At 60.4% G+C, this 24,857-nt stretch carries 22 protein-coding genes and 2 pseudogenes; 10 read left to right on the top strand and 14 right to left on the bottom strand.

All coding sequences use genetic code 11. The features are described 5' to 3' along the window. Positions 1-125: 125 nt before the first annotated feature. The 4 genes from AC07P1_RS09135 to AC07P1_RS09120 form a co-directional block, all read right to left on the bottom strand. Positions 126-806: a type 1 glutamine amidotransferase domain-containing protein gene (locus AC07P1_RS09135; protein WP_494695486.1), complete on the bottom strand. Its 681-nt coding sequence runs from the start codon at positions 804-806 to the stop codon at positions 126-128. 239 nt (positions 807-1,045) lie between these two features. Beyond that, entirely contained in the window at positions 1,046-1,216 is a 171-nt protein-coding gene (locus AC07P1_RS09130) for a DUF1289 domain-containing protein (protein WP_494695485.1), read from the bottom strand. Between the two features lie 7 nt (positions 1,217-1,223). Further along, complete coding sequence (locus tag AC07P1_RS09125) at positions 1,224-1,760, bottom strand: cytochrome b (protein WP_494695484.1); 537 nt, start codon at positions 1,758-1,760, stop codon at positions 1,224-1,226. Then, a complete protein-coding gene (locus tag AC07P1_RS09120) occupies positions 1,757-2,908 on the bottom strand; it encodes a catalase family peroxidase (protein WP_494695483.1) in 1,152 nt (383 codons plus the stop codon). Before AC07P1_RS09120 ends, AC07P1_RS09125 begins: the two co-directional genes overlap by 4 nt. A gap of 199 nt (positions 2,909-3,107) precedes the next feature. Between AC07P1_RS09120 and AC07P1_RS09115 the strand changes: the two genes are divergently transcribed. Next, on the top strand, positions 3,108-4,382 hold the full coding sequence (locus tag AC07P1_RS09115) for a DUF819 family protein (RefSeq protein ID WP_494695482.1): 1,275 nt from the start codon (positions 3,108-3,110) through the stop codon (positions 4,380-4,382). Between the two features lie 15 nt (positions 4,383-4,397). Here AC07P1_RS09115 and AC07P1_RS09110 read toward each other — a convergent pair whose 3' ends face one another. Next, positions 4,398-4,709, bottom strand: a complete 312-nt coding sequence (locus AC07P1_RS09110) for an ArsR/SmtB family transcription factor (protein ID WP_494695481.1) — start codon at positions 4,707-4,709, stop codon at positions 4,398-4,400. A gap of 103 nt (positions 4,710-4,812) precedes the next feature. Here AC07P1_RS09110 and AC07P1_RS09105 point away from each other — a divergent pair, with 103 nt between their 5' ends. Continuing rightward, entirely contained in the window at positions 4,813-5,901 is a 1,089-nt protein-coding gene (locus AC07P1_RS09105) for an NADH:flavin oxidoreductase/NADH oxidase (protein ID WP_494695480.1), read from the top strand. Between the two features lie 49 nt (positions 5,902-5,950). On the opposite strand, the gene AC07P1_RS09100 is transcribed toward AC07P1_RS09105, so the two are convergent. The 3 genes from AC07P1_RS09100 to cadR all read right to left on the bottom strand — a co-directional run bounded on the left by AC07P1_RS09100 (position 5,951) and on the right by cadR (position 9,420). Continuing rightward, positions 5,951-8,173 (bottom strand): alpha-galactosidase, encoded by a 2,223-nt coding sequence (locus tag AC07P1_RS09100; RefSeq protein WP_494695479.1) that lies wholly within the window; start codon positions 8,171-8,173, stop codon positions 5,951-5,953. A 218-nt stretch (positions 8,174-8,391) separates the two neighbouring features. Then, positions 8,392-8,847, bottom strand: coding sequence for a TadE/TadG family type IV pilus assembly protein (locus AC07P1_RS09095; RefSeq protein ID WP_494695478.1), 456 nt, complete (start codon positions 8,845-8,847; stop codon positions 8,392-8,394). Positions 8,848-9,024: 177 nt separating this feature from the next. Next, positions 9,025-9,420 (bottom strand): Cd(II)/Pb(II)-responsive transcriptional regulator, encoded by a 396-nt coding sequence (gene cadR / locus AC07P1_RS09090; protein ID WP_494695477.1) that lies wholly within the window; start codon positions 9,418-9,420, stop codon positions 9,025-9,027. Between the two features lie 201 nt (positions 9,421-9,621). Between cadR and AC07P1_RS09085 the strand changes: the two genes are divergently transcribed. From AC07P1_RS09085 to AC07P1_RS09075, 3 genes are all read left to right on the top strand, one after another. Then, on the top strand, positions 9,622-10,899 hold the full coding sequence (locus AC07P1_RS09085; RefSeq protein WP_494695476.1) for an aminotransferase class V-fold PLP-dependent enzyme: 1,278 nt from the start codon (positions 9,622-9,624) through the stop codon (positions 10,897-10,899). Positions 10,900-11,137: 238 nt separating this feature from the next. Next, positions 11,138-12,346, top strand: a complete 1,209-nt coding sequence (locus AC07P1_RS09080) for a helix-turn-helix domain-containing protein (protein WP_494695475.1) — start codon at positions 11,138-11,140, stop codon at positions 12,344-12,346. 182 nt (positions 12,347-12,528) lie between these two features. Next, a complete protein-coding gene (locus tag AC07P1_RS09075; protein WP_494695474.1) occupies positions 12,529-13,797 on the top strand; it encodes a glycoside hydrolase family 27 protein in 1,269 nt (422 codons plus the stop codon). 75 nt (positions 13,798-13,872) lie between these two features. On the opposite strand, the gene AC07P1_RS09070 is transcribed toward AC07P1_RS09075, so the two are convergent. From AC07P1_RS09070 to AC07P1_RS09050, 5 genes are all read right to left on the bottom strand, one after another. Beyond that, positions 13,873-14,289 (bottom strand): hypothetical protein, encoded by a 417-nt coding sequence (locus AC07P1_RS09070; protein WP_494695473.1) that lies wholly within the window; start codon positions 14,287-14,289, stop codon positions 13,873-13,875. Positions 14,290-14,311: 22 nt separating this feature from the next. Then, entirely contained in the window at positions 14,312-14,548 is a 237-nt protein-coding gene (locus AC07P1_RS09065) for a hypothetical protein (protein WP_494695472.1), read from the bottom strand. 8 nt (positions 14,549-14,556) lie between these two features. Next, positions 14,557-14,889 (bottom strand): ArsR/SmtB family transcription factor, encoded by a 333-nt coding sequence (locus tag AC07P1_RS09060; protein ID WP_494695471.1) that lies wholly within the window; start codon positions 14,887-14,889, stop codon positions 14,557-14,559. A 218-nt stretch (positions 14,890-15,107) separates the two neighbouring features. Beyond that, entirely contained in the window at positions 15,108-16,007 is a 900-nt protein-coding gene (locus tag AC07P1_RS09055; protein ID WP_494695470.1) for an alpha/beta fold hydrolase, read from the bottom strand. A gap of 21 nt (positions 16,008-16,028) precedes the next feature. Beyond that, complete coding sequence (locus AC07P1_RS09050; RefSeq protein WP_494695469.1) at positions 16,029-16,259, bottom strand: hypothetical protein; 231 nt, start codon at positions 16,257-16,259, stop codon at positions 16,029-16,031. A 392-nt stretch (positions 16,260-16,651) separates the two neighbouring features. Between AC07P1_RS09050 and AC07P1_RS09045 the strand changes: the two are divergent. From AC07P1_RS09045 to AC07P1_RS09030, 4 genes and pseudogenes are all read left to right on the top strand, one after another. After that, a pseudogene (locus tag AC07P1_RS09045) lies at positions 16,652-16,780 on the top strand (type II toxin-antitoxin system Phd/YefM family antitoxin); the annotation flags it as partial. Between the two features lie 814 nt (positions 16,781-17,594). Further along, entirely contained in the window at positions 17,595-18,779 is a 1,185-nt protein-coding gene (locus tag AC07P1_RS09040) for a hypothetical protein (protein ID WP_494695468.1), read from the top strand. Positions 18,780-19,348: 569 nt separating this feature from the next. Continuing rightward, positions 19,349-21,043 carry a VPA1262 family N-terminal domain-containing protein gene (locus AC07P1_RS09035; protein ID WP_494695467.1) on the top strand — a complete coding sequence of 565 codons (1,695 nt, stop codon included), beginning with the start codon at positions 19,349-19,351 and terminating at the stop codon, positions 21,041-21,043. Further along, complete coding sequence (locus AC07P1_RS09030) at positions 21,040-22,482, top strand: hypothetical protein (protein ID WP_494695466.1); 1,443 nt, start codon at positions 21,040-21,042, stop codon at positions 22,480-22,482. Before AC07P1_RS09035 ends, AC07P1_RS09030 begins: the two co-directional genes overlap by 4 nt. A gap of 564 nt (positions 22,483-23,046) precedes the next feature. Here AC07P1_RS09030 and AC07P1_RS09025 read toward each other — a convergent pair. Further along, a pseudogene (locus AC07P1_RS09025) lies at positions 23,047-23,499 on the bottom strand (IS110 family transposase); the annotation flags it as partial. A 906-nt stretch (positions 23,500-24,405) separates the two neighbouring features. Here AC07P1_RS09025 and AC07P1_RS09020 point away from each other — a divergent pair. Then, positions 24,406-24,828: a hypothetical protein gene (locus AC07P1_RS09020; protein ID WP_494695465.1), complete on the top strand. Its 423-nt coding sequence runs from the start codon at positions 24,406-24,408 to the stop codon at positions 24,826-24,828. The last annotated feature ends 29 nt before the right edge of the window (positions 24,829-24,857 follow it).

The following is a 24,857-nucleotide window of genomic DNA, read 5'->3' as shown; positions in this document are numbered from 1 at the left end:
ATCCTTATAAAAAAGTAAAGTATGATTATATCAAGAAAAATTTCCCCTTAGATAGTTACTCTGCGTTATTTTTACTGATGAGGCAGCGGGCGCACCTACCATGGCTGGCGCGCCCGCAACGCCGTTTAAGCGATTTGCGTGAGCAGCAGGGCTGCCGCTTCCGCCGACGAGGCCGGATTCTGGCCGGTGATCAGCAGGCCGTCGCGCACCACGTACGAACCCCAGTCCGGACCTTTGGAATAGACGCCGCCCTTGGCGACCAGCTCATCCTCGACCAGGAACGGCACCACGTTGGTCAGGCCGACGCCCTCTTCCTCGGTGTTGGTGAAGCCGGTGACTTGCCTGCCCTCGACCAGCGGGCGGCCGGCCGGTGTTTTGACATGGCGCAGCACGCCGGGAGCGTGGCAGACCAGCGCGACGGGCTTATTGGCGGCCAGGAAGGATTCGATCAGCGCGATCGAGTGGCGGTCTTCGGCCAGGTCCCACAGCGGGCCGTGACCGCCCGGATAAAAGACGGTGTCGAAGTCGGCCTGGTCGACGCTGTCGAGGCGGACGGTGGCTGCCAATTGGGCGGTCGCGGCGGCATCGGCCTCGAAGCGGCGCGTCTGCTCGGTCTGGAACGATGGCTCGTTGCTCTTCGGGTCCAGCGGCGGCAGGCCGCCCAGCGGCGAGGCCAGCACGACTTCCACGCCGGCATCCTTGAACGTGTAATACGGCGCGGCCAGTTCCTCAAGCCAGAAGCCGGTCTTGCGGCCGGTGTTGCCCAGGGTGTCGTGCGACGTCAAAACCATCAGTACTTTTTTCATGTTAGTTCTCCAAAGTTAAGTTAAAAATCAAGGCAAATCCGCCACTAATAGACCAGTCGTCTTTAACGTATTTAAAAAAAAACGACTCACGGGATGCTGAAGCTCTTCCTCTTCATATGGTGCGAGGATGAAACGCTTGGCTTTAGCGGTTTCGTGTGTTTATGGAAGGTACTTTAGCATCCATTAGACCAGTCGTCTACAACTATTCAAAAAAATTGATTAGCCCCTTCGGCGCGATGTCATTCGTCCATGTCCGCACCGCCCACCTTCGCCAGTTTTTTCAGACGACGCGTTTTGTCGTTGACGATCTGGTGGCGCTTGTGATCAGTCATCTTCTTCCAGTCGCGCGCTTCATCGGTGGCGCATCCCATCGCTGAAGCCGTGACGTCGTCCCCCACCCGTTCAAGCATCGGATTCCTAAGGCGCATCGCCCTTGGCCATCTGGCCGAACACCTCGTCGCGCCGCACCCAGGCGTGGAACAGCGCCGCGCCGAGGTGGGCCAGGATGGTCAGGAACAGCACGTAAGCCAAGACGCCGTGCAGCGGGCGCAACATTCCATACACCTCCGGGCTGTGCGGCAGGATGGCCGGCAGATGCACGCCGCCGAACATCTGGATCGGATAGCCGCCGGCCGACAGCATGGCCCAGCCGATCACCGGCATCGCCAGCATCAGCGCATACAGCAGCCAATGAGACGCGTGCGCGGCGAATTTCTGGATGGCCGGCAGGTCGGCCGGCAACGCCGGCGTCGGCCGGGTCAGGCGGTTGACCAGGCGCACGATGGCCAGCAGCAGGATGGCGATGCCGAGCGGGCGATGCAGGTCCAGCAGCAGGTCCCGGTACCGCAGCGAGACGACCATGCCGGCGCCGACGAACAGCATGGCAAGGATGGCGAGGGCCATGGACCAGTGCAGCACCCGGGCAAGGAGGTTGAAGTGGCGTGGGCGGTTCATCGTGCGCTCCCGTTCTGGCCGATAGCTTGGGCGGTCTTGCCTGCGCTAATTTCGCGTTCGCGCCGGTTGAACGACACCGAGTACGCCGCCGAGCGGGCATGCAGCACCGGATCGTCGCTGGCGGCGATGCCGGTCGGCAGTATCAACGGGTCGAAATTGATATCGCGGCAAGGACCGTTCGCTTGCGGCTCGGCATGGGCCAGGGTCAAGGTGCCGATGGTGGCCTCCTGCCGCGTATCGGGCCAGGCCTTGGAGGGATCGGTGATCGGATCGCCGGGCGCGGCGATTTGCACCACCATGTCCCAGACCAGCGGGCCGGCGGCGAGGCGCCGGTTCAAGTCTTCAACCAGGAAATTGGGGTCGGCCGCCTTCAATTGCTCGGGGGTCAACGCCACGAACGGTAGGCGCGGGCGCATCGACCAGCGCACCATCCTGTCCGTACCCTGCCCGTCCGTCAGGCGGAACGCGTTCACGCCGTTGAAACGGGTGCTGCCCAGGCTGTCCGACCGGGGCGCCGATTTCGCCCACGCCTGGAACGCGGCGATCTCCGGGTTCGCGGCCAGCACGGCCTTCATCTTGTCCGGGTCGGGCTTGCCGGTGGCCGGATCGGGTTTGCCGGCCTCGTTCATGGCCTGGAACGCCTGCGGCGTGGCTGCGGCGAAGAACGGGAAGCTGTTCATCGCGATGCGCCAGTCCTGGCCGTCGTCCGTTTTGAGCTGCACGGCCATGCCGCGCACCGGCGAAGCGCCGTCCGGCGCATACGGGTTGTTGGAGGACGCGGAAAAGCGCCCGATGACGGCGATCGACGGCTGCGAGAACGCGCGCGCCGTCGACAGTTTGGCCGCTTCAGGGGTCGGCGCGAACGTCCCGGCAAAGCAGACGCCCTTGCTGTGCGCGCGCCGGAAACCGGCCGCCTGCTTGCCGGACGTCTCGGCGAAGTCCATCATTTTTTGCGGCGTCAGGTTGTCGTTGCCGAACCAGCCTCCCACCCACGCGAACAGCGCGGCGAGGACGGCCAGGATCAGGGCTATCGGCAGCAGCAAAATCAGGGAGCCGCGACGGGGCGTGGGCGTGGGGATGGGCATGTCGGTCTGGCTTTCGTTGGTTCGATGGCTGGTGACGGGGAATTGACGTATCGGGGCGATCATAGCGCTTCCCGCGAGACATAGCGGTCCCGCAGGACATCTGAAGCGGATGCGGGTCGCGGCGCGGCGCCGGTCAATTGCCACCTCGGTGAACCGAGTTTAGCCGCTCTATCATTACTTCCGGATTACTAATTGTTTCGGCTATGTATCAACTGCCGCGGATGATACTATCGCCAACTCATCCGCCCATTCACAGGAAATCATGGCCGTCCCCAGCGCAACCGCACCCTCCGCCGCCCCGCTCATCGCGTCCGACCCGGTGGTGCTTGGCATCCTGGTCACCATCCTCGCGCTGGTGATGGCCAGCGAACGTTCCACCCACCCGTTCTGGCGCAAGTTCTACGCCGTGGTGCCGGCGCTGCTGCTGTGCTATTTCATTCCCGGCCTGCTCAACACCTTCGGCGTGATCGACGGCGAAACCTCGCGCCTGTATCCGATGGCGCGCGACTACCTGCTGCCGATGGCGCTGGTGCTGCTGACGCTCGCGTGCGACCTCGGCGCGATCGCGCGGCTCGGCCCCAAGGCCATCATCCTGTTCCTCACCGGTACCGCCGGCATCATCATCGGCGCGCCGGTGGCGCTGGCCATCATGGGCGTGTTCGACCCGTCGCTGCTGAATCCGGAAGGCCCCAACGCCATCTGGCGCGGCATGTCCACCACCGCCGGCGCCTGGATCGGCGGCGGCGCCAACCAGGCGGCCATGAAGGAAGTGTATGACGTGGGGGCGGACGTGTTCGGCAAATTCGTGGCGGTCGACGTCATCTGCGCCAACATCTGGATGGCCTTCCTGCTGTTCCTGGCCAGCCGCAGCGCGCGCATCGACGCCTGGCGCGGCGCCGACACCAGCGCGCTCGACGCGCTGCGGATCCAGGTCGAGAAAGTGCAGCTGGAGAGCGCGCGCATCGCCGGCTCCTACGACATCGTGCTGATCCTGGCGTACGGCCTGGGCGCCACCGGCCTGGCGCACTGGCTGACCGGTTACATCGTGCCCTTCATCAAGACCCACGCGCCGCATCTGGAACGCTACAGCCTGACGGCCAACTTTTTCTGGGTGACCGTGCTGGCCACCACCTTCGGCCTGCTGCTGTCGTTCACCCGCGCAAAGAAGCTCGAGGGCGCCGGCGCGTCCAAGGTGGGCTCGGTGGCGATCTACGTGCTGGTGGCCACCATCGGCATGCAGATGAACCTGGCCGCGATATTCTCCGATCCCGAGCTGTTCGTGCTGGGGCTGATCTGGATCAGCTTCCACGGCGCGCTGATGCTGGGCATGGCCTGGCTGATCAAGGCGCCCGTGTTCTACATGGCAGTGGGCAGCCAGGCCAACGTCGGGGGAGCGGCCAGCGCGCCGGTGGTGGCCAGCGCCTTCCACCCGGCGCTGGCGCCGGTGGGCGTGCTGCTGGCGGTGCTCGGCTATGCGCTGGGCACCTACGGCGGCTGGATCGCCGGACAGTTGCTGCGTTTGCTCACGGGGGCGTAGGCGGATAGTCCGAACCTACTGCGCGGACTGGGGCTGCGACAGGATCGCGCTCAGCAATCCGGGAAAGCGGGCGTCGATGTCGGCGCGGCGCAGCGTGTTCATGTGCGTGGTGCCGGTGCTCTCCGTGCGCACCAGCCCCGACTCGCGCAACACCTTGAAGTGGTGCGATACGGTCGACTTCGGCCGGCCGCCGTCGAGCTCGCCGCAAGTGGCGCTGTCCACGCGCGCCAGGTGGCGCACGATTTCCAGGCGTATCGAATCGCTGAGCGCGTAGAGCACGCGTTCAAGGACAAGATCGCTGGCGACGGGATGTTTATAGGGACGCATCGGCGACATCATACACCTTGGGGTATAATCGTTCCATTGTTCGAATGTTTTCGAACTACAGCACAATATCGCTCCCTCGTTCCCTCTTCTGCAAAGGAAATCCATGTCCGCCCTCTTCCAACCCTACACCCTGAAGGACGTCACGCTGCGCAACCGCATCGCGGTGCCGCCGATGTGCCAGTATTCCGCCGTCGACGGCCTGGCCAACGACTGGCACCTGTCGCATTACGCCGCCCTGGCGCGCGGCGGCGCCGGCCTGGTGATCGTCGAGGCGACCGCCGTCGCGCCGGAGGGACGCATCACGCCCGGCTGCACCGGCTTGTGGAACAATGAACAGACGCAGGCGTTCGTGCCCATCGTACGCGCCATCAAGGCCGCCGGCGCGGTGCCGGGCATCCAGATCGCCCACGCCGGCCGCAAGGCCAGCGCCAACCGTCCGTGGGAAGGCGACGACCACATCGCCGAAGGCGACCCGCGCGGCTGGCAAACCATCGCGCCGTCGGCCATCGCGTTCGGCGCCAACCTGCCGCGAACGCCGCGCGCGATGACGCTCGACGATATCGCCCGCGTGCGCCGGAACTTCGTCGATACGGCGCGCCGCGCCGTGGAGGCCGGCTTCGAATGGCTGGAGCTGCATTTCGCCCACGGCTATCTGGCGCAGAGTTTTTTCTCCGAGCATTCCAACCAGCGCGACGACATCTACGGCGGCAGCGTCGAAAACCGCGCCCGCTTCCTGCTCGAGACGCTCAAGGCGGTGCGTGAGGTGTGGCCGGAGCACCTGCCGCTGACGGTGCGTTTCGGCGTGATCGAATACGACGGCCGCGACGAACAGACCTTGCTCGATTCGATAGGGCTGGTGCGCCAGTTCAAGGCCGCCGGCATGGACATGATCAGCGTCAGCATCGGTTTCACGATTCCGCAGACCTCGATTCCGTGGGGGCCGGCCTTCCTCGGGCCGATCGCCGAACGGGTGCGCCGCGAAGCCGATGTGCCGGTGTCGTCGGCATGGGGCTTCGGCACGCCAGCCATCGCCGAGCAAGTCGTACGCGACCGGCAGCTCGACTTGGTCATGGTCGGCCGGGCGCACCTGGCCAATCCACACTGGGCCTACTCCGCCGCCAAGGAACTCGGCGTCGAGCGCGCGTCGTGGACCCTGCCGGCGCCTTACGCGCACTGGCTGGAACGGTATTGATGGCCCGCGCGCGCGACGCGGCGCCGGTCCGGCGACGAACGCCCGAACGTCAGCCGGCCTCGAAAACGACGGCGGCGGCATGGAAATCGCCGCGCAGATCGACCCTCAGCCCATGTCCCATCCAGAACGCGCCGCTGGCTTTTTTCGGCGTTTCCGGCATGACGCCGCCTGAAACGACGCGCATGGCGTACACCTTCGCCGGATCGAGTCCGCGCAGTTGAATGCGCGCCGGCGAGTCGCGCCGCGTCCCCGAGTGCAGGAAGGCAAACAGAACCGCTTGTTTGCCGTCCTGCGCCACCGACAGGGTCGCGGAGCGGGCCGAGCCGCCACGGGGCGATACCAGCCGGTACAACTCGCCTTGCTGGACGGTCATCCGGATCGTCTTGTACGCCGCGACGAGTTGTTTCGCCTTGGCGAAGTCGTCCGCGTTCCAATGGTTGAGATTGGCCCCGATCCCGAGCGCGCCCTGCATGGAGGACAGGAAACGGTACTCCAGCGAGGTGACGCGCTTGTTGACAAAATTCGGCGCGTCGGTCACCCACGCCATCATGATGGCCGGCGCGTAGGCCTGGCTGAAGCCATCCTGGATCAGCAACCGGTCATAGGGATCGGTGTTGTCGGACACCCAGACCTGATCGGTCAGCCGCATGATGCCCAGATCGACGCGGCCGCCGCCGCTGGCGCAGGATTCGATCTCCAGTCGCGGGTAACGCCGGCGCAGCTCGGCCAGCAGCTTGTAGAGGTTGTCCACATACGCGACATACAGCCGCTGCTGATCGGCCGCTCCCGCGTCCGGCCAGCCGGGCTCGGACCACGCGCGGTTATGGTCCCACTTGAGAAATGCGATGTTATTGGAGGCGAGCAGTTTGTCCAGCACCCGCAGCAGATAGTCATAGACATCCTTGCGCGCCAGGTTGAGGACCATCTGATCGCGCGCTTCGGACCGTGCCCGCCCGGCGAAGTGGATGACCCAGTCCGGGTGCGCGCGATACAGGTCGCTGTCCGGATTGACCATCTCCGGCTCGACCCACAGGCCGAACTCCATGCCGAGGTCGTTGACTCGCTGGATCAGCGGCGCCAGCCCGTTCGGAAATTTCTTCCGGTTGACAACCCAATCGCCCAAGCCGGCGCGTGAATCGTTGCGCGCGCCGAACCAGCCGTCGTCGACGACAAAGCGCTCGACGCCGATACTGGCCGCCTTCTCGGCCAAGGTCATCTGCCCGGCCTCGTCGACGGCGAATTCGGTCGCCTCCCAGGAATTGTAGAGGACCGGGCGCGGGCGCGGCGCCGGGGCGCCCGGCAATATGCGCGTGCGCTGATAGCGATGAAACAGGCGCGACGCCCCGCCGAAGCCGGCGCTGGAATAGCCGGCGTGGAACGCCGGCGAGGCCAGGCGCTCGCCCGGTTTCAGGCGATAGGCGAAATCGAAAGGGTTGTACCCGGCCGTCGCACGCAATCCGCCAAGGGAATCGATGTCCACACTGATGCGCCACGAGCCGCTCCACCCCAGTGCGCCGAACCATACCGGTCCGGACTCTTCTTCGGTAGCGCCCCGGCTGATCGAAATCCAGGGATTGGCCTGATGGGAAGTCATGCCCTTGCGGCTTTCGAGCACCGTGGCGCCCGGCGTGACAGGACGGGTTTGCAGCGCGAACTCGCCCGCCCAGCGGCCGGTCAGGTAGGACAGCTGATAGTCGTCGCTGTAGGGCAGATTGACGCTGGCGGCCGCCAGTTGGTCGATCTGGATCGGGCCGCTGGTCCGGTTCTCCACCGTGGCTGTGCGCGAGAGGATACCGGTGGCGGCGTCCATCGCATAGGTGAGCGTGACATGGACCGCGCGGCCCACGTCCTTGAGCCGCACCACCAGTTGGTCATCGTTCAGTTGATGATCGACATAGCGCAGATCGAGGTCGCGCACGCCATCGGGAAAGGTCACCTTGAGCGCCGGTTCCACCGTCAGCCCGCCGCCGAAGCCGGGAAACTCGAACGGCGTGACGGTGATCGACATCTCGTTGCTGGAGTTGTCGGGCACGGGGACAGCGCCCGGCACCTGGTCATCGAACGCCAGGGAACTGCCCCAATAAAGGGTTTGCAGGCGGCCGTCCGGATTGACGCCGAAGGCGTACGTCACCGCGCCCCCGTCCAGCCGGAAGACCTTGGCCGCCGCATCTACAGTCGGCAGCGCCTTGACGCTGCCCGCGATGGACAAACCGGCGAGACCACCCAGCAATCCCATGCACACAGTGCGGCGGCGTTGATCGATATTCGTCATGGAGTCCTTGTGGAGGTGTTAGACGGGCGCGAGCGGTCACCCGGCGCCGGCCTATTGTATGGCGGCGGCGAACGATCAAGCAAGCGCTCGGTGAGGCGCGCTCCGCAGGGAAACACGCAATGCAACCATCTTGCGATGAAGTGGACGGGAACGCGCGCTGGCGGTTATCGCGAGCCGGGCCGGCCCGCAAATGCCGCCTCGGCCGGGACATAACGAGACTATCTGCCCATATAGGGATAACTAACATCCGCAACCAGTGGAATCACCGTCGGGTTCAGACCGGCGAAAACCACATCCTGCATCAACAGCGAGACATTCACGCGCACAGTGTCTGGCCGAAAGAATCCCAGGCAGGCGGCACCGTCGCAGGTTATCGCAACCCCGTACGCAAAATCTCCTGGCGCAAGCTCTGCCAGTTCCATTGTCAAGATGGCGTTAGCCACCGCTACTGCCGCGGGCGCTCGCGCAGGGTTGCCCATATCCGCGGCGGGAACTGTGGACAAGTAGCGGGCGGCGTCCTGCGCGGCATGCTGGATGGTGGTGTAATGCCAAAAAACGCGGCCAAGATACAGCGGCATTATCAGCATCAACACCAGAAAGGGTAAAACGATTGCGAACTCGACGGCTGCAATACCACGCTGTCGGCCAGCGCTACCCTTGTAGACGGCACTCATAAATAAAACTCCCCGACGCGTATTTGCGGTTAACGATGATTCTAGCCAACAACTAGCGAAGGTGAATTGATGATTGGCAACATTCTTGTACAGCGATGCGCTGAGGCGATCCCGCAGAAAACGGATCGCCTGCGGCCGCAAAAATGCAATTTCCGGATATCAGCCGGCCGCGGTCGGCTAGGCAGCCAGGTCGCGCAGAATTTCACACTCGCTCACACGCACCGTGCTTGTGCAGCGGGACCGCAGCCGCAACAGCTCTCCCTGCAGTGCTTTCAACTCGGCCATTTTGCGCTGGATCTCGCCGATATGCTGGTCCAACAAGTCATTCACGCCGCGGCATGGCTGCTCAGGATGGTCCTGAAACGCCAGCAGCGACTGCACTTCATCCAGCGACATGTCCAGCCCACGGCAGCGGCGGATGAAGGTCAGCCGATCCAAGTGCGCGGCGCCGTACAGCCGATAGTTGCCGCTGGATCGAGTCGGCGCGGCGAGCAAGCCGCGCTGTTCGTAGTAGCGGATGGTCTCTGCCTGACAGCCGGTGCGCGCAGCCAGTTCGCCTATTTTCAAGTTCATCACACTTCCCTTTGACCTTGTAGTAACTACGGGGATTCTAATGCGATTTTGAACGGGAAGTCGCCCTGGCTGATTGCTCGGTTCCTGCGCCCAAGAACCGGATGCCACTTAAGTCCTGGTGGCCGGCCTACCCGCCGGGCTAGTTTGTTTACTCACCAATGCCCCTATACTGGGGTCCTCCACTCAACCGCAAGGAGCATGATGAATACCCTCACCAGAAATCGACGTGACTGGCTGCGCGGTGTCGCCGGCCTCACCCTCGGCGGCGTCGCCCTGGCTTCGCCGATGCGCGGCTCCGCCGCAGTCGGGGCATCCGGCAAATGGGATAACCTGGCCGCGCACTACGATGTGGCGCCGGAATTCGTCAATCTGGAGAACGCGTACTACGGCATCATGCCGACACCGGTGGCCGACGATTTCAAACGCAACATCGATTACCTGAACCGCCAGAATTCGCACTATCTGCGCGGCCGGTTCGACCGCGCCGGGACCGAGGCTATCCGTGCCACGCTGGCCGGGCATGCCGGCGTCGCCACCGGGGAAATCGCCATCACCCGTGGCGCCACCGAGTCGCTGCAAAACCTTATCGCCAACTACCGCCCGCTCAAGGCCGGCGACACCGTCATGGTAGGCAACCTCGACTACGACACCATGATCGACGCGATGAACGACCTGGCGCGCCGTCGCGGCGCCAATGTGGCGACGGTGCTGATTCCCGAACCGGGCACCCGCCAGGCGGTGATCGACACCTACGAGCGGGCCTTGCGCCAGCACCCCCGCACCCGGCTGCTGCTGCTAACGCACATCAGCCACCGCACCGGCCTGGTGATACCGGTGGCGGAGATCGTCGCCCTGGCCAAGCGCCGCAACGTGGACGTGATCGTCGATATCGCCCAATCCTGGGGCCAACTGGATTTCCGCATTCCGGACCTTGGCGCCGATTTCGTCGGCGCCAACCTGCACAAATGGATAGGCGCGCCACTGGGGCTGGGCTTCCTCTACATCCGCGAGTCGCGCCTGCAAGACATCGATATTCAGCTTGGCAACAGCAGTTACCCGGCCACCGACATCCGCGCGCGCGTCCATGCCGGCACCGTCAACGCCGCCGGCGTCATGACCATTCCCGCCGCGCTGAAATACCACGGTCAGATTCCAATCGCCGAACGCGCCGCCCGTTTGCGCGAGCTGCGCGATTACTGGGTGCGGCGCGTGCTGGAGGTGCCGGGCGTGCAGATTCTCACGCCCGAGGAGCCCCGCGCGTACGGCGCGGTCACCTCCTTCCGCCTGCGCGGCAAGACCAGCTTCGAGGACAACGTCGCGCTGGCCCGAACGCTGATGGACGATTACGGCATTTTCACCGTCGCGCGTAGCGGTCCGGTCGGTGGCGCCTGCATCCGCGTCACGCCGGCATTCTTCACCCGCACGGCCGATCTGGACAAGCTGGTGGCCGCGATCGGCGCCCTCGCCGGCAAGGCTTAACAACCGTCAAGCGGAAACTACCCATATAGGGATAACCAGTCAGAGTGCCGAATTTCCACTGTCTCGCCTGCCGAAAGAAAAATGACTACGCGCCTTGGTGATTTTGACGATTGCGGCGCACGCGGGGAGCGCGCAGAATGCAGCTCATTCTCTGGAGACCGGTCTTGCGACATCACACCATCCCAAGCGCACTCTCGCCGGCACAGGCCTACTTCGCGAGTCATCAGAATATCGCATAATGCAAGAGATATATAAGAAGGCGCTGCTCGCACTGATGCTCCTCGTGGCCGCGAATGCGCTGATGGTGTCTTTTTTCACTTATCAGAGCTATCGCTCCCTTTCCGTGTTGCCTTGGGCGGGAGGCGGGGTGAGCCTGAAGGCCGCCGGTTGGACGGATAGCGGAATGGGCGGCACCTCGATCGTCCGCATCCACGATGACCAACCGGACAAACTGCGTTTCGACATGAAATTGACGAAAGCGGCGGCATTCCCGTCCGCTATTGCCGACCTGATGCTCGTCGACGCGACAGGACAGCACGTGCTGGTGGACTGGTCGCGGTACACCAACATTACCTTCCTTGCCAAATGCGCTCCCTCGAATTCGATGGTATTTTCCATCACCACCTTCGACGAGAAGATCTCGAACAAGACCGACTTCCAAACCTACCGGGTTCCCGCCACCTATTTCTCCTGCAATAAGCAAGGGGTGCCGGTTTCCCTGGACCTGGCCCGGCTCGCGCTGCCCGACTGGTGGCTCAACAAGATGAAGCTGGACCTATCGAGCCAGGGTTACGCCCTCGACAAGGTGGCAAAGATTTCCTTCGGCGCCAATTTGAATAGTCCCTTGGACGTCGATTCCCAAGTGGAAATCAGCGAACTCGTGCTGCATGGCCGCGACTACCACGCTTTCGCATGGCTGGCCGTGGCGCTGTTGGCCAGCTGGGCCATGTTTGCGGCCTGGTTTTTCCGGGCCCATACGCGCGCACTGGTTGCCAGCGTGGCGACCAGCCTGAGGAAAGATGTTCCCCTGGCCGCCTATCGCCAATTAACCCTGGAACCGTATAAGGACAAGGAAAAGGCGGGGCTCCTGAAATATATTGCCACCAATTACACCGATACCAACCTGGCCCTGGAGTCGGTTGTTACCGCGACCGGGATCAACCGAACCAAGGTCAATGACCTATTGAAATCGGAACTGGGCATGACTTTCACCGGCTACCTGAATAAATTACGGCTGACGGAAGCGGCCCGCTTATTGTCCGAAAATAACGGCGCCGCCATCCTGGAGATTGCGTATTCCGTTGGCTATGCCAATGTTTCCTACTTCAATAAGTTGTTCAAGGAAGAGTATGGCTGTCCCCCGAAAGTGTTTCGATCGATTTCGGGGCAACAATCGGCGCCCGTCGAGGACTTCCCGGCGCGCTCAGCGGCGCACTCGCCGCCCTGACCCTCTTTCACTCCTGACAGTAGCAATCGCAATTTCTGCAGTTTTATAGAGGTTTCGCTTGTATCGTTAGATTCTCTTGGCTCCTCTATCTATGCTCGCGCTGTCGATCGACGTCCGTCGCCGGTATTTTTCCGTCATGGATTCGTACGATGTCCCCCCATTTTTTCGCGAGTGATTTAGAAATGAAAACAAAGCACGTAACACACAAGCCGCTGTTCCCAAGCAAGGCGATCATGGCGGCCGCCGCGGCATTGACCCTGTTGGTTGGCGCGGCGGGCAATTGCTGGGCTCAAAAGTCTGAAGGCCTGGCCGCCACCCCGCAAATGGGCTGGAACAGCTGGAACAAATTTGCCTGCGAAATCGACGAGCGCCTGATCCGCGAGACCGCCGATGCCATGGTCAAGACTGGCCTGAAGGACGCCGGCTACCAGTACGTCAACATTGACGATTGCTGGCAAGGCCAGCGCGACGTCGACGGCAACATCCAGCCCGACCCCAAGCGCTTCCCGTCCGGCATCAAGGCGCTAGCGGACTACGTGCATGGCAAGGGACTCAAGCTGGGTATCTACTCGGACGCCGGCGCGACCACCTGCGGCGGCCGTCCCGGCAGCCGCGGCCACGAGTACCAGGATGCGCGGACCTATGCGAAATGGGGCATCGATTACGTCAAGTACGACTGGTGCGACACCCCGGGTTTGAACGCCGAAGCGGCCTACACGACGATGCGCGACGCGATCGCCAAGGCAGGCCGTCCGATGGTGTTCAGCATCTGCGAATGGGGCATGAGCAAGCCGTGGGAATGGGCCGGCCCGGTCGGCCATTCGTGGCGCACCACACCCGATATCTATAACTGCTTCGACTGCCAGTTCAGCCCCGGTTTATCGACCGGTCTGGGCGTGCTGCGCATCCTCGACAAGCACGCTGACGCCAACCTGCGCAAGTTCGCGGGGCCCGGCCGCTGGAACGACATGGACATGCTCGAAGTGGGCAACGGCATGAGCGAGGATGAAGACCGCGCCCATCTGTCGATCTGGGCCATGATGGCCTCGCCGCTCATCCTGGGCAACGACCTGCGCTCCATGTCCGAGGCGACCCGCCGCATCCTGACCACTCCCGGCGTGATCGCCGTCAGCCAGGACAAGCTGGGTATTCAAGCGCTGCGCGTGCTGGCCGACGGTCCGCTGGAGGTCTATGCCAAGCCGCTCGACGGCGGCGAATGGGCGCTGATGTTCCTGAACCGCTCCAACCAGCCTGCCGACATTCACCATGACTGGAAGAAGCAAGTCCTGATCGATGACCTGAGCAAACGGTCGGTCGATTTCAAGGAGAACGTCTACCGCTGGTCCGACCTGTGGAGCAAGAAAACGGGAGACACCAGCGCCAAACTGCAAACGCGGCTGGCGCCGCACAGCGTGCTGATGCTGCGCCTGACGGGCCCGGCGAAACCATAGGGCGCTCCCGGCCGCGCGGCGCGACGATGTCGCGCGGCCGTAGTTTTATCGAGGTAGCTTCGGCGGCGCCTGGCCTCAGTGCGAAGCTGAACGGCTCCAGCGGTCGCCCGGTTGCTTGAAGTACTTCTCGGCCATGTAGCCCCACGGCATGGCGATCGGGATGATGACGACGAGCCCTACCGCGAACAGGTTTTCCAGCATCGCCTGGTCCAGCGGGCCGGCGCGCCAGGCCGGCAGTGCGACGATCAGCAGCCAGATGGTTTTCCAAGTCAGTTCCCACAACAACACCGGCAGCATTTGCAGCGGGTAACGGACGCCCAGCGCGCACAGCAAGCCGAACGCCGCCAGCATGCAGTTGACGAAGCCTTGCGCCAGACTCCATGGCTGTTCGTGGTGGATCACGCCGGGCCAGATCATCAAACCCAGGCCGACAGCGATGACCAGGTACACGATTCTCAACATATACAGACGGGTCAGCGATACTTGTTGCATAGCGAAACTCCTCGAGACGGGATTACTCGACTTCTTTCAGAATTTTTTCGATGGCAATGATGCGGGACTTCAAATCGGCCAACGCGGCGGCCGTTTCAGCCTGCGCGGCGACGCCGCGTTCGGCCAGCAAGCGATAATCGTTGTCGCTTTGATGGCGCAACTTGGCTTGCTTGAGCTGCACAAGAAAGCGCATGCCGAAAATCAGCAGCACCGTCACTGGCAGCAGGAATATCGTCAGCAAGTAGATGGGTTCGGACATAAAAGCCTCTATGGTTCGAGATTGGTGGACAGGGACTGCGCCGCCTCGGCGATCGAGGACGGCGTGAGCTGCACGCTGAAATCGGGCACTTCAAAATAATTCAGCGCCTTGCCGTCGGCGGACAGTTCCAGTTTGCTGGTGACCAAGCCGGCGTCTTCCAGTTTTTTCAGATGCAGGTGCAGCAACGGGCGGCTGATGCCAAGCTCGCGCGCCAGCTGGCTCACGTAATTGCGGCCGCCAGACGTTAGTGCTGCCACGATGCGCAACCGGTGCGGATTCGATAGCGCCGACAGCATCGTCAGTAGCTGGTCTCCGTTCGGGGGCTGCGTTTTTGATTTCATGTGTAAATAATATCTTACACGTGATAGCGTGTCAAACCATTCCTGCATATGGTCAACGGCCGGCCCACCCTAATTGCCTGGTCCACGACGGCACGGGCAATGCCGAGGCCTGGCCGTTTGTCGGACCGCAAGCAAAATACAGCGTGAAAAAGCCCACGACGTGACGCCGCCGGCAGAAATCAAGGAATAAGTGCGCGGCCGACTCGGGCGGTTGCGCTTTAGCGCAGTTCCCGAATGGCGTCCGCGAAACTGCTCGGCGCTTCCTGCGGCACGTTGTGTCCGACGCCGGGCAGCACGCGGCGGTCATGGAACCCGATGAACTTTCTGGCATCCTCGTCTTCGTTGGGCGGAGGATCGACGCCGTCGTCCGCGCCCAACAACACAATGCTCGGAACCGAAATATCGGGTTGGCGTGCCAATGCCGCTTCGATCTCCGAATAGGCCGGATCTCCCTCAACGACGCCATACCGATGCCGGTAGGAATGGATCACCACATCGACGAAGTCGGGGTTGTCGAAAGAGACAGCGGTTCGCTGAAATGTATCTTCATCGAAGGACCAGGATGGCGACCAGGTCTTCCAGAGAAGCCGACTGATTTCACGCCGATTTTCGTCCAGGCCCCTGCGGCCCCGCTCCGTGTGGAAGTAGTATTGATACCAGTGGCGTGCCTCCTGATCCGGCATGCCTGGCTTGGCGGCTGCGGCGATGTCCTGAATGTTGTAGCCCCTACCGGCGCTAACAAGGCCGACCACCCTCTCCGGCCATAACGCGGCGACGATACAGGCAGCTCTACCACCCCAGTCGTAGCCACCGAGGATCGCCTTTTGAATACGGAGGGCATCCATCAATGCCAGCAGATCCGCGCCTAGCGCCGCCTGCCCACCCGCGCGCGGCGTATCCGCCGACAGGAACCGAGTCGGGCCATAGCCACGCAAAAATGGGACGATGCAACGGTGCCCGGCGCCGGCAAGGCTAGCCGACGCCTCGTCAAAGGCGTGGGCATCATAAGGAAAGCCATGGAGAAGAATGGTCGGAACGCCGTCCGCAGGCCCGACCTCGAAATAGGCGACATCCAGCGCGCCTGCGGACACGCGATTTAAGATAGGTAGCTGTGACATCGCCGCCCGCCCTCCCTTTGGTCATTTTCCGCGACGCGAAGTGGTCCGCGCGCCGCTGCTTTTACGTCGAGAGGCAGACCGACGGGCCGGCTTGTGCGCGTGCTTCTTCGTCTCGCCCGCCTCGGCGCGCTGCTTATTGACGATACGGGAAGCTACCTCCTCCTCCCTGCCCTTGTAACGTCCCTCCTTTTTAAATTTCCGTTCGATCTTTTTGTATTCTCGTTCGCGCTTCGGATTGGCACCTGTCGGCATGACGCTCTCCCTTAAAAATGAAAATTAGGATACTTTTTGGCAGGTCGGCTGTATGCGAAGTTCCGCACACTTTGCGGAATAAAAAATGAGGAGCAGCCGGGATCGCCATGCGAATTGCACGGCGAACGGAGTTGTACGAACTCACGCACAATAGGCCGTCGGAAAAGCTATGCGGCCCAAAGGGCGCGATCATGGCTCCGACAATCGTCGCTCCTCGCCAACCATAAGCTTATCACGCGCGAAATTTGCGACATACTTACACTTGTACGATTTATCGTACAAGTTCATACCATTCAAATTTTTCGCTGATTCCGACAAACACTGCTGACAACGACTACTGATACTGACAACGGCTACTGACACTGATAAGTATTGAAAGAACGGAGTAACAAATGAGAATCATCAACTTTTCTGATGCTCGCGACAGCCTTCGAACTGTTATCGACCAAGTGGTTCAGGATGCTGAGGTGACCATTATCTCGCGTAGAGACGCGCCGGATGCAGTAGTCATCTCCTTCGAGCCGCCACCATTATTGACAGGTAGGGGAGCTGACGCTCCTCTTCTTTTATAGCTCAGAAATTCGAGATTTCACTTCCTCGCTATCTACGTATTGACGATCATGGCAATGGCATACCAGTTCAAATTCTCATAAAAAAAGCTCGCCGAAGCGAGCTTTTTTAATAAACTGGTGTCCGGCGGAACATCATTCCCACTCGATTATCAATGAGAGCTGTAAGCTACTGATTAGCTTCATCTTCCACACTCTGGAAAAGGGCGACACCATCAGAAATACCATCAATTTGGTGATGCTCAGTATTAGAAGGGTGATGGGCCGAGGATACGACTTTGCAGGCTGCTCCAGCTCGCCATGACACAAGGGAATAGCAATTAGGGTTCGTTAGACCCACAACTCAGCTCTTCCCATCCGCATGTGGCAACGTCGTGCCTGTGTGGCCATGCCGATTCTCCACCACTTGCTGCGAGGATCCCGTTTCATCGCGTCGGCAAATCTGAATCGACCGCTCTTCCCTTCCAGCGTCATAGCACTGTGGCGGCAGCCCGTGATGCCCGGCTGACCACGTATCCGCTCGGAAGCTGTCCAAGCAGTTGGCTCAGCCTATTCGCTTCTTCAAATACAAAGAAGGCTGGGACACGTCAGCGTACGCATTCCGACTGCGGAGGTTAGCTCATCAGGTTATTTTTGTAGACGCCCGAATACATCAGGAAGAATTATTCGACATCTCCCTTCCCGGTTACGTTCCTTGCTAGGATGACCACCGTTGCCACTTACCGGTATTGTTATCTTGAATATCCTATACGAAGAAGAAATGCACTTGACGTTTACGCATGTCAACGATGGCTGTGATGAAGCGATCGGTGACGGCGCCCGAACGGTCTATCGTAAGGCGAAATCTTATCAGGCAAAGCAGCAAAAAAATCCATCCAGGCGCTTGCTACAGAGCTATATGCGCCGGCATCTGGATGCTTCGATCAAGGCGTGGTTACATCGCTACGACGTCGAAACGTCGCCGTTTTCTGAGCTATTGGAAAGAATGGAACGTGAGGCACTCAGCTTATTTAAACAACTGTATCAACGCAATGAAGATGACTGGGGTTGGGTTAAAACACAAGAAGAGTTCCCCGAGCTCGCACTAACCGTTGACGTCCTGATCGAAATGGCGGACTTCTACTGCCTCCATCGCAGCGAGCATGAGCAGCGTGTGGCCCTGGTGCCGACCTGCACCCTCGAAGGCGGTAGCAGCACCAAAATCATCGTAGTGGAGACCAAGCGCCGCGCACTGGGCAAGACAATGGCCAAACATGACTTGCCAACATTGCTCGATTTTAGGGACTACGGCCCGGAAAATCGCCATTGCCAGCTTTGCACGCGCCTTACCGAACAGGCAGAGGAGATTATCCGCGTTTTCGAACATCCCCAACAGATCACTGAGATCAGTACGGAGGCCCTGCTTCTAATAAATCAGGAAGGAACCCGTTTTCAGACCAAGGGATTCGCCACCGATTATTGCAGCTTGCACTCGCCCACTCTTTCCAACGCCTCTTATCGAAAAGCGAAGGACCGCCTCGAAGACTACTTTGCTCTACACCGATTATTGATCCTTGTGAGGCAGTTTAATCGCAGGCTTGGCGGCGTGCATCCTTTTATTACCCGCCACACATCGTTCCTGTTGGCCGATGCGTGCAGTCAACGCTCGCTTGTTCGCGCCACCACCAAGGCGGTGAAGGAATGGGCCAAGGGCGCCATTAATCAGGATGACTGCGTCAGCCAAATGCACGAGTGCCTTCGCGCGCTAGCCACATCACTACGCGCAGACGGCCACCCACTGTCTAAGCTGGCACTAGCTTATTTGGACCTGCCGACTGGGAAGCTCGCGGATATGGCCCTTGGACTCAACGTTCTCAGCGCTAAGGAATTGGAGTGGATGGCGCGTGGCTTCATCACCGATCCGATTACCCGACTTGCACGAAATAGGAAGGTGGCGATCTATGAAAACTAAAAAGCAAGCAATGACATCGAAGCAAAACGGTTCTGCTGCCATTGCCAAACTAGGGCGAGCAATACCTTTCGTAGCGAGCCTACTTAAAGCGCTCTTTTACTTGATTGGCCTGATCCAGGAACTGGTACGCCAATAGCTAGGCTCCGACTCGCGGCGGGACTAGCACCCAATCGGCATAGGGGGCAGCTAATGTCAGCTGCACCCCTGCCACACCACCCGGCATGCGGGTCCGCACCGGGCGGTTCGAGAGGTTGAGTAAGGTTATGCGGTATAAAGACGGGGCACACCGAGGCGGTCGAAGTAAGCGGTGGTCAATATCCTGTTTATCTGGCCGGTACTGTTCCACCACCGCAAGGAGGACTGGCCATGATGCATTGCCACAGGGCATCCTGAAAAATACGACACTGCGATTTGCGACCAGCTACAGGATCTGGTCTAATACACCGCGACATGCCGCCCTCCCTAGGTATGTATCGCGATGGATCCCGCACGCCGCCTATACATGCCGGTGCGCAGCGGAAATTAGATCAGCTTAACCAACGAACGCCGAAACCGGTCGAAACGACGCGATGCAACAATCAAAGCAGCAAACAGATGTGCAAGAGGCGCTTAACGATTTAAATTACCTGCTGGCGCCAGGACTACTCGGGCACTACACGTGGCTTGAAGCAGTGGAAGTGATTGCATTCCGTGAGCTGCCTGGTTCGGCCATCAGGGAAGCGCACAATGTATTCTCGGTCTACGTCGCAGAGCAAGGCGACATACCGCCGACGCCTAGCGACCCATTTTTATCGAAGAGTAAAAAACTGAGCGGACTGAAGGGATGGCAATTCCGCGTGACCCGGCGCCCGGTCGCAATCGACGCCCTGCTGGAGTCCATCGAGCGCTATGGTCGCGCCAGCATATGGGAGCCACCCGGCATGCCCGAACTCAAAATCGGTACACTGAGCGCCTCACCGGCCTTGTTCTGCCCGCCGGACGCTTGGTCCACTATTCCGCTTAACAGCGTTTTGAAAAACAATTTCTGGTCCGGTTCCTACGTGCTCGAACTCAAGGACCATGCCAAATCGACGCTGCAGGACCTAGTGAAGCACGATGCACTGGTGGACCAACTGTCTGCATGGATGGGCCCGCTGTTGCCGCTGAATCTGTCGCGGGTACCCGATCGCATCGGTGATATCTTGCTACAGGTGCCAGCCAACGCATTGATGGTTGAGTTCCGCCGCCGTCCCTGCACCCCCTTAGACCTGCAGGTGGCCTGGAATCCGAGTATCACGCCACGCGCGGTCTCTGTCGACTACCGTGTCGAACAAGAGGGACTAATTAGCCTGCAGCGCGCGCCACTCCCCGTCGGTCATCTGCAATGGCAGATTCCCTCGTTTGCCGGCAATTTGCAGTTTTCGGTCTACGATACCGACAGCGGAATGTTGCTGGCGGCGACAGCTCCGTCCCAAGTGCATGCGAAGGCCAGAGCGGTCGAGTCATACAGTAGCACCTTGGTCGAACCTCGCCGGTTCAGTGTGGAGGAACCCGGCAAGCAGATTATCACCCATGAAGTGGCGGTGTGGGAGCCGTCCGGCGGCGGGCGCGCCGCCTGGGCCGCCATGCTTCCGATGGAGACTGACTGGCGCGGACGCCGGGAGCTGAAGGAGAAAATGAAACAGTTGATCGAGTCCAGGCGTTTCCTGCAATATGGCCTGGGGAATGCGCATGCGCAAACCGAGCAGATGCGCGCGCTGAAGGATCTGAGGGAACTGATACGCACCGTTAATCAGGGCGCGGTCTACTTGTGGGATCCATACCTGTCGGCCAATGACATTCTCAGCACCCTGACGTTTTGCACGGATACCGGCACCGAATTGCGTGCGCTGACCTCGACTAAAGGTGCCAGCCGGCACGAAACTGTCGCGCAAACCAGTCAGGCCGATGGCGTACCGGATATAACCGATGACAGCAAGCGGCAGAAGTGGATCGAGGCACAACGTCGCACGCTCGAAACGGCCTTTGAGACGCCATCCCGCATGCGTTTGGAATATCGCGTGAGTTCCACAGAAAAGGGGAGCTTCCACGACCGCTTCCTGATCTTTCCGGGGCTGGGACGCGACCGTACACGTGCGTGGTCGCTGGGCGCCTCCATCAATCATATCGGCGCGCAGCACTGCATCGTACAGGAAGTGGCCTACCCCGAGCCGGTGCAACAGGCATTCGCGGATTTCTGGCAGCAAAGCCTGGACGATAAATATCTTGTTTGGAAATGCCAGTGAAAAGGACCGACCTACTCAACGACATCGCCAGCCGGTCCGCTGACGCACTGCTGCTCTCGCCCCTCCCCATGTTCGACATTTCGGATTGCGACATCCGCGAGCAATTTAACCGCACCAGAAGAGCACTTCACGACGCTTATCCGTTTCTGTGGTTCGAGCACTCGGAGCTGAGCGAGGAAGAGCGCGCGCAATATGATGGCCTGTATGCGTGGCTCGCGCGCGCGATAGCAACCTATGCGAACGGCCGCCCCTTCTCGTCCTGCCTGCCGCAACTGCTGGCGCTGACGTCGGTGATGGACTGCGACGGCCGGCTGTGGCACGAGCTAAGCCAGACAGCCGGCAACCCGACGCTGTCATTTATTGAAGACCTACTCAGCATTGTCAGGACCTACCGTGTCGACAGCCAGCGGATTTTGACGCGTACTCGATCCGGTGCCGACCAAATACCTGCCATGATGGCCAATGCCGCCGCGCGCAACTGGACGCGACTGCAATGGTCCGTGCAGCGAGAAGCACACGAGTTCCAGTCGCCGTTGAAGCAGCAAGCCTGGGCAGCACTGGCGCAACTGCATCCGGTCAGCTTGCACGCCTACTTTGAAGATGATCACGATTTCTTCGAAGTGAACACCTATGTGCTGCAGGCGCCCACTGCGGAGTCGCTGCGGCTCGCGGCCGCTAGTAGCAACTGGACACTCAAATTCTGGGCGTTGTTTCATTCCGCGCAAAGGGCGACGGCGGGCGCAAGCTGCTTCCCGGCAGAGTGGGAGGCCCTACTAACCGAGGCCGCTCAGGTTCCTGATGAATGGATACGCTGGCTAGCCGTGTTCAACGAATATCCGAGTCGCTATCCGCAACTGCAGACGGCCCTCGGCACGATGCTTGCCAGCGCATCCGACCAAGCGGTCGATACCTATGTAGCCTCGCTGAGCGACTATGAAGCGAACCGGATACAAGTAGCCTCCACGCTGCAGCCGTTCAGCATCCAGGCCACGCTGCAGAAACGGCAACGGCTGTGGAGCGCCGCTTACCGGAGATGGTTGCAGTGGGACTTTGGTCGCACCGAGTATTCCTGCCATGTCAGCGGCGTCAAACACAGCGCCTTTGATTTCCCGATCATCGGCTACATTGTCGAATGCATGGATAGCACGACGCGCGGAATCTGGCTCGAGGAACTACACCAGCGCGCCACCGCCATGGAGAGGAACTGGCATTCGGATCTTGCGGTTCTCGTCTCGGAGCGCTTCAAACTCATTTCGACCTATCAGTTGCTAGCCCATGCCGAGCAGGTCATCGCCAGCGCCAAGGACTGGCTGCCGGCAACGCCGTTGTACTGTCCCGACTGGGAGGACCGCACGCTCTACCGCGCACTTAGGTACGACAACACATTCGGCTCCAGCACGTTCTACCGTCCCGAGGTCGCGCCGGACGTGTCAAGGTGAACGCGTTGCTCCGTCCGCTGCCGTAGTAACTCGCCAGGCGGCGAGCGGCCTGACGGTCCTTGCACACAGGTTCTATTTGTCGGTAAGGTACGACGGCCTTATGTCCAGTATTACGTTAGGCACGATGCTATGGGTACCACACCGGAACAGCCGAAGCTATGGCCACGGCGGGCATGACAGTTTCGAACTTGCGCATGACGTAGCACCAGCGCAGCGCAGGGGCTGTGTTACAGAGACTGGCTGGTCAAATGCGCTACCGCGCGCTGACATACGCTCACATTGCCTCAAGTTTGCCCCAATTCTAAGTCGCGGCGAGCTCATCATATCCGGTCGCGACTAAACCAGGGAAGAGTTCCGATCTGTTGAATTCAATCTACACATGATTCGTTCGACAAGACGGCTTTGCAGGCCGTTTAGCCCATTAAAAATCAGAGACTTAAAGGTCTACCACATCTCACACCACACGAGTCTGAAGTTTTTAGTCCTGTGTTTACTAGGCTTTCAAGTTATTGGTTACTTATATTTGCATAACACAACATGACAACCTCCTCGGCGCCGGTAGCAACCTGTTTGCTGAGCCATGCAGGTCTCAATCGAAAGAATATTCGCGGTTCTCATATCGACCAGCTGCATACGTTTGCGAGCCAGGTCTCTGACGGCGCGGGCAGACTTGGGCATGATGTGCCCTTCGGGCAAGAGCCCTAACCGAAGTAGCTGCGCCAAATGCCGGGCATCGGATTCGTCACCGCGATGCTTGAGCCCATCGTATTGTTTGATTGCTGTCGTGTTGGCCAAGTGAAGCACGTGACCCGCTTCTATCAGTCCATCAACCAGCCAATACCAGTTGTAAGTAGACTCCACAACAACGCCGGACAATTCATGCCGATATGGCTCCAGCGCGGCGCTGATCGTGACTAGATCGTTGGCCAGCCGCCTGGAGTACAGCACCTTGTCAGCTTCGTCGGAGACGACGACAACGCAGTTGTTGGAATGAAGATCAATGCCACAAAATAGCATGACGTCCTCCTCGATAAAGTTCGGATTCGTACCGTGACTTTATCCCTCGGCTCTGCCGAAGGGAGGACGGCTAGATGATTATCAATCCCGCCAGCAAACGAACACGCTGAGAGCTTAACTTAGCGGCCTTCGCACTCCTGTCCTAATCCACAGGCAATGTGCGCCATTGCCAACTCGGTCTCCTGCGGGGCCATATTCCAACTATTCCACAATTTCGCCACCACTGCGGAACTCGATAACACCGGGCAACACACAGTGTTGCCCCGGCGCGATTTGCGGCACCGGTCGGCTACTTCGCCAATCGATCAACTCGACTTCAAGGGTTTTGATATGAAAATCAGCAAAATCATAGCCAAAAAGGCAACCGTCATTGCTATCGCGGCAACGAGTGCGTTGATCGCCGGTTCCGCCAACGCCGGAGCCGGCAGTGGCAGCGCCCCACGAACGCCCCCCGTTACGCAGCATACACCACAGCCGTGGCCAGGAATCCTGTCCAGTTGTCGGGTTTTAATAACCGAACGAGCGGTTGCGTACGGTTTATGTCGACCCACGCTTCCCTAGCGACAGCAAGGCCGGCCGGGAATGGCTGGCACGCGCAATAACCGCCACCGGCAATAACTGAACGGGGCGCCGGATCTGGTCAACAATTAGCGGGGTCGTGGAAGGCAGGAGGTACATGGCGTCCGTTTTCAAGGCAGGGCCTGCGGCGGCGCGGCCCTCAGGAGCGTTAAGTCACCTACCCGATGAACCAACTCCACGCGATTTTTTATGTGAAACAGCCCGCGATGGCAGGCGTACCGTCGTACTGTTGCGCGCCTCGGCCACAGCCGCTCGCGGTGGTTTCCAGGCCACCCTTTTTTTTTCGGGCGCCATTCTTTTTTATTCATTCATCATAAGGAAGTAAATATGGTCAGTACATTCAAGGCAAATCGCACCAACGCGTCGCTGGCGGCGACTCTTGTCGGGGCGGCTATGTTCTGCGGCTTGAGCGCTTCGGCAGCCGCCGCAGGCCAGCGACATGTGATCAAGGTCGATACGAGTCCGGATGCCCTGGCAAAGTGGTCGGTCTTTGCCGATCTCTATGACCGTAAAGGTCGAAAAGTCTACCACTGGCAGGAGACCGGCAAGAAGGGCGGCAAAGGCCACGTCCGCTGGGAGTACACCGATGGTGGCGACGGCGGATGGGTCCATATCTGGGTCGATCCGTCGCCCTCCCAACGGAAATCCTACTTGACCCTTCCGCTGAACAAAAATCACTGTTACCACATCACTTCGCCAACCATCGGCCCCTTCTCCGATGTCAAAGAGGTGGCGAACTGCTCCTTCTGATGTGTCGGTAAGCTGCCATGCGCCCCGCG

It is taken from the genome of Duganella sp. GW821-FHT07F09, assembly GCF_059418705.1.
This window is presented reverse-complemented; position numbering and strand designations above follow the sequence as displayed.

What these genes read in the sequence shown, in the direction of transcription:
- AC07P1_RS09135 (WP_494695486.1), bottom strand. Translation starts at nt 806, where the DNA reads ATGAAAAAAGTACTGATGGTTTTGACGTCGCACGACACCCTGGGCAAC.
- AC07P1_RS09130 (WP_494695485.1), bottom strand. Translation starts at nt 1,216, where the DNA reads ATGCTTGAACGGGTGGGGGACGACGTCACGGCTTCAGCGATGGGATGC.
- AC07P1_RS09125 (WP_494695484.1), bottom strand. Translation starts at nt 1,760, where the DNA reads ATGAACCGCCCACGCCACTTCAACCTCCTTGCCCGGGTGCTGCACTGG.
- AC07P1_RS09120 (WP_494695483.1), bottom strand. Translation starts at nt 2,908, where the DNA reads ATGATCGCCCCGATACGTCAATTCCCCGTCACCAGCCATCGAACCAAC.
- AC07P1_RS09115 (WP_494695482.1), top strand. Translation starts at nt 3,108, where the DNA reads ATGGCCGTCCCCAGCGCAACCGCACCCTCCGCCGCCCCGCTCATCGCG.
- AC07P1_RS09110 (WP_494695481.1), bottom strand. Translation starts at nt 4,709, where the DNA reads ATGCGTCCCTATAAACATCCCGTCGCCAGCGATCTTGTCCTTGAACGC.
- AC07P1_RS09105 (WP_494695480.1), top strand. Translation starts at nt 4,813, where the DNA reads ATGTCCGCCCTCTTCCAACCCTACACCCTGAAGGACGTCACGCTGCGC.
- AC07P1_RS09100 (WP_494695479.1), bottom strand. Translation starts at nt 8,173, where the DNA reads ATGACGAATATCGATCAACGCCGCCGCACTGTGTGCATGGGATTGCTG.
- AC07P1_RS09095 (WP_494695478.1), bottom strand. Translation starts at nt 8,847, where the DNA reads ATGAGTGCCGTCTACAAGGGTAGCGCTGGCCGACAGCGTGGTATTGCA.
- cadR (WP_494695477.1), bottom strand. Translation starts at nt 9,420, where the DNA reads ATGAACTTGAAAATAGGCGAACTGGCTGCGCGCACCGGCTGTCAGGCA.
- AC07P1_RS09085 (WP_494695476.1), top strand. Translation starts at nt 9,622, where the DNA reads ATGAATACCCTCACCAGAAATCGACGTGACTGGCTGCGCGGTGTCGCC.
- AC07P1_RS09080 (WP_494695475.1), top strand. Translation starts at nt 11,138, where the DNA reads ATGCAAGAGATATATAAGAAGGCGCTGCTCGCACTGATGCTCCTCGTG.
- AC07P1_RS09075 (WP_494695474.1), top strand. Translation starts at nt 12,529, where the DNA reads ATGAAAACAAAGCACGTAACACACAAGCCGCTGTTCCCAAGCAAGGCG.
- AC07P1_RS09070 (WP_494695473.1), bottom strand. Translation starts at nt 14,289, where the DNA reads ATGCAACAAGTATCGCTGACCCGTCTGTATATGTTGAGAATCGTGTAC.
- AC07P1_RS09065 (WP_494695472.1), bottom strand. Translation starts at nt 14,548, where the DNA reads ATGTCCGAACCCATCTACTTGCTGACGATATTCCTGCTGCCAGTGACG.
- AC07P1_RS09060 (WP_494695471.1), bottom strand. Translation starts at nt 14,889, where the DNA reads ATGAAATCAAAAACGCAGCCCCCGAACGGAGACCAGCTACTGACGATG.
- AC07P1_RS09055 (WP_494695470.1), bottom strand. Translation starts at nt 16,007, where the DNA reads ATGTCACAGCTACCTATCTTAAATCGCGTGTCCGCAGGCGCGCTGGAT.
- AC07P1_RS09050 (WP_494695469.1), bottom strand. Translation starts at nt 16,259, where the DNA reads ATGCCGACAGGTGCCAATCCGAAGCGCGAACGAGAATACAAAAAGATC.
- AC07P1_RS09035 (WP_494695467.1), top strand. Translation starts at nt 19,349, where the DNA reads ATGCAACAATCAAAGCAGCAAACAGATGTGCAAGAGGCGCTTAACGAT.
- AC07P1_RS09020 (WP_494695465.1), top strand. Translation starts at nt 24,406, where the DNA reads ATGGTCAGTACATTCAAGGCAAATCGCACCAACGCGTCGCTGGCGGCG.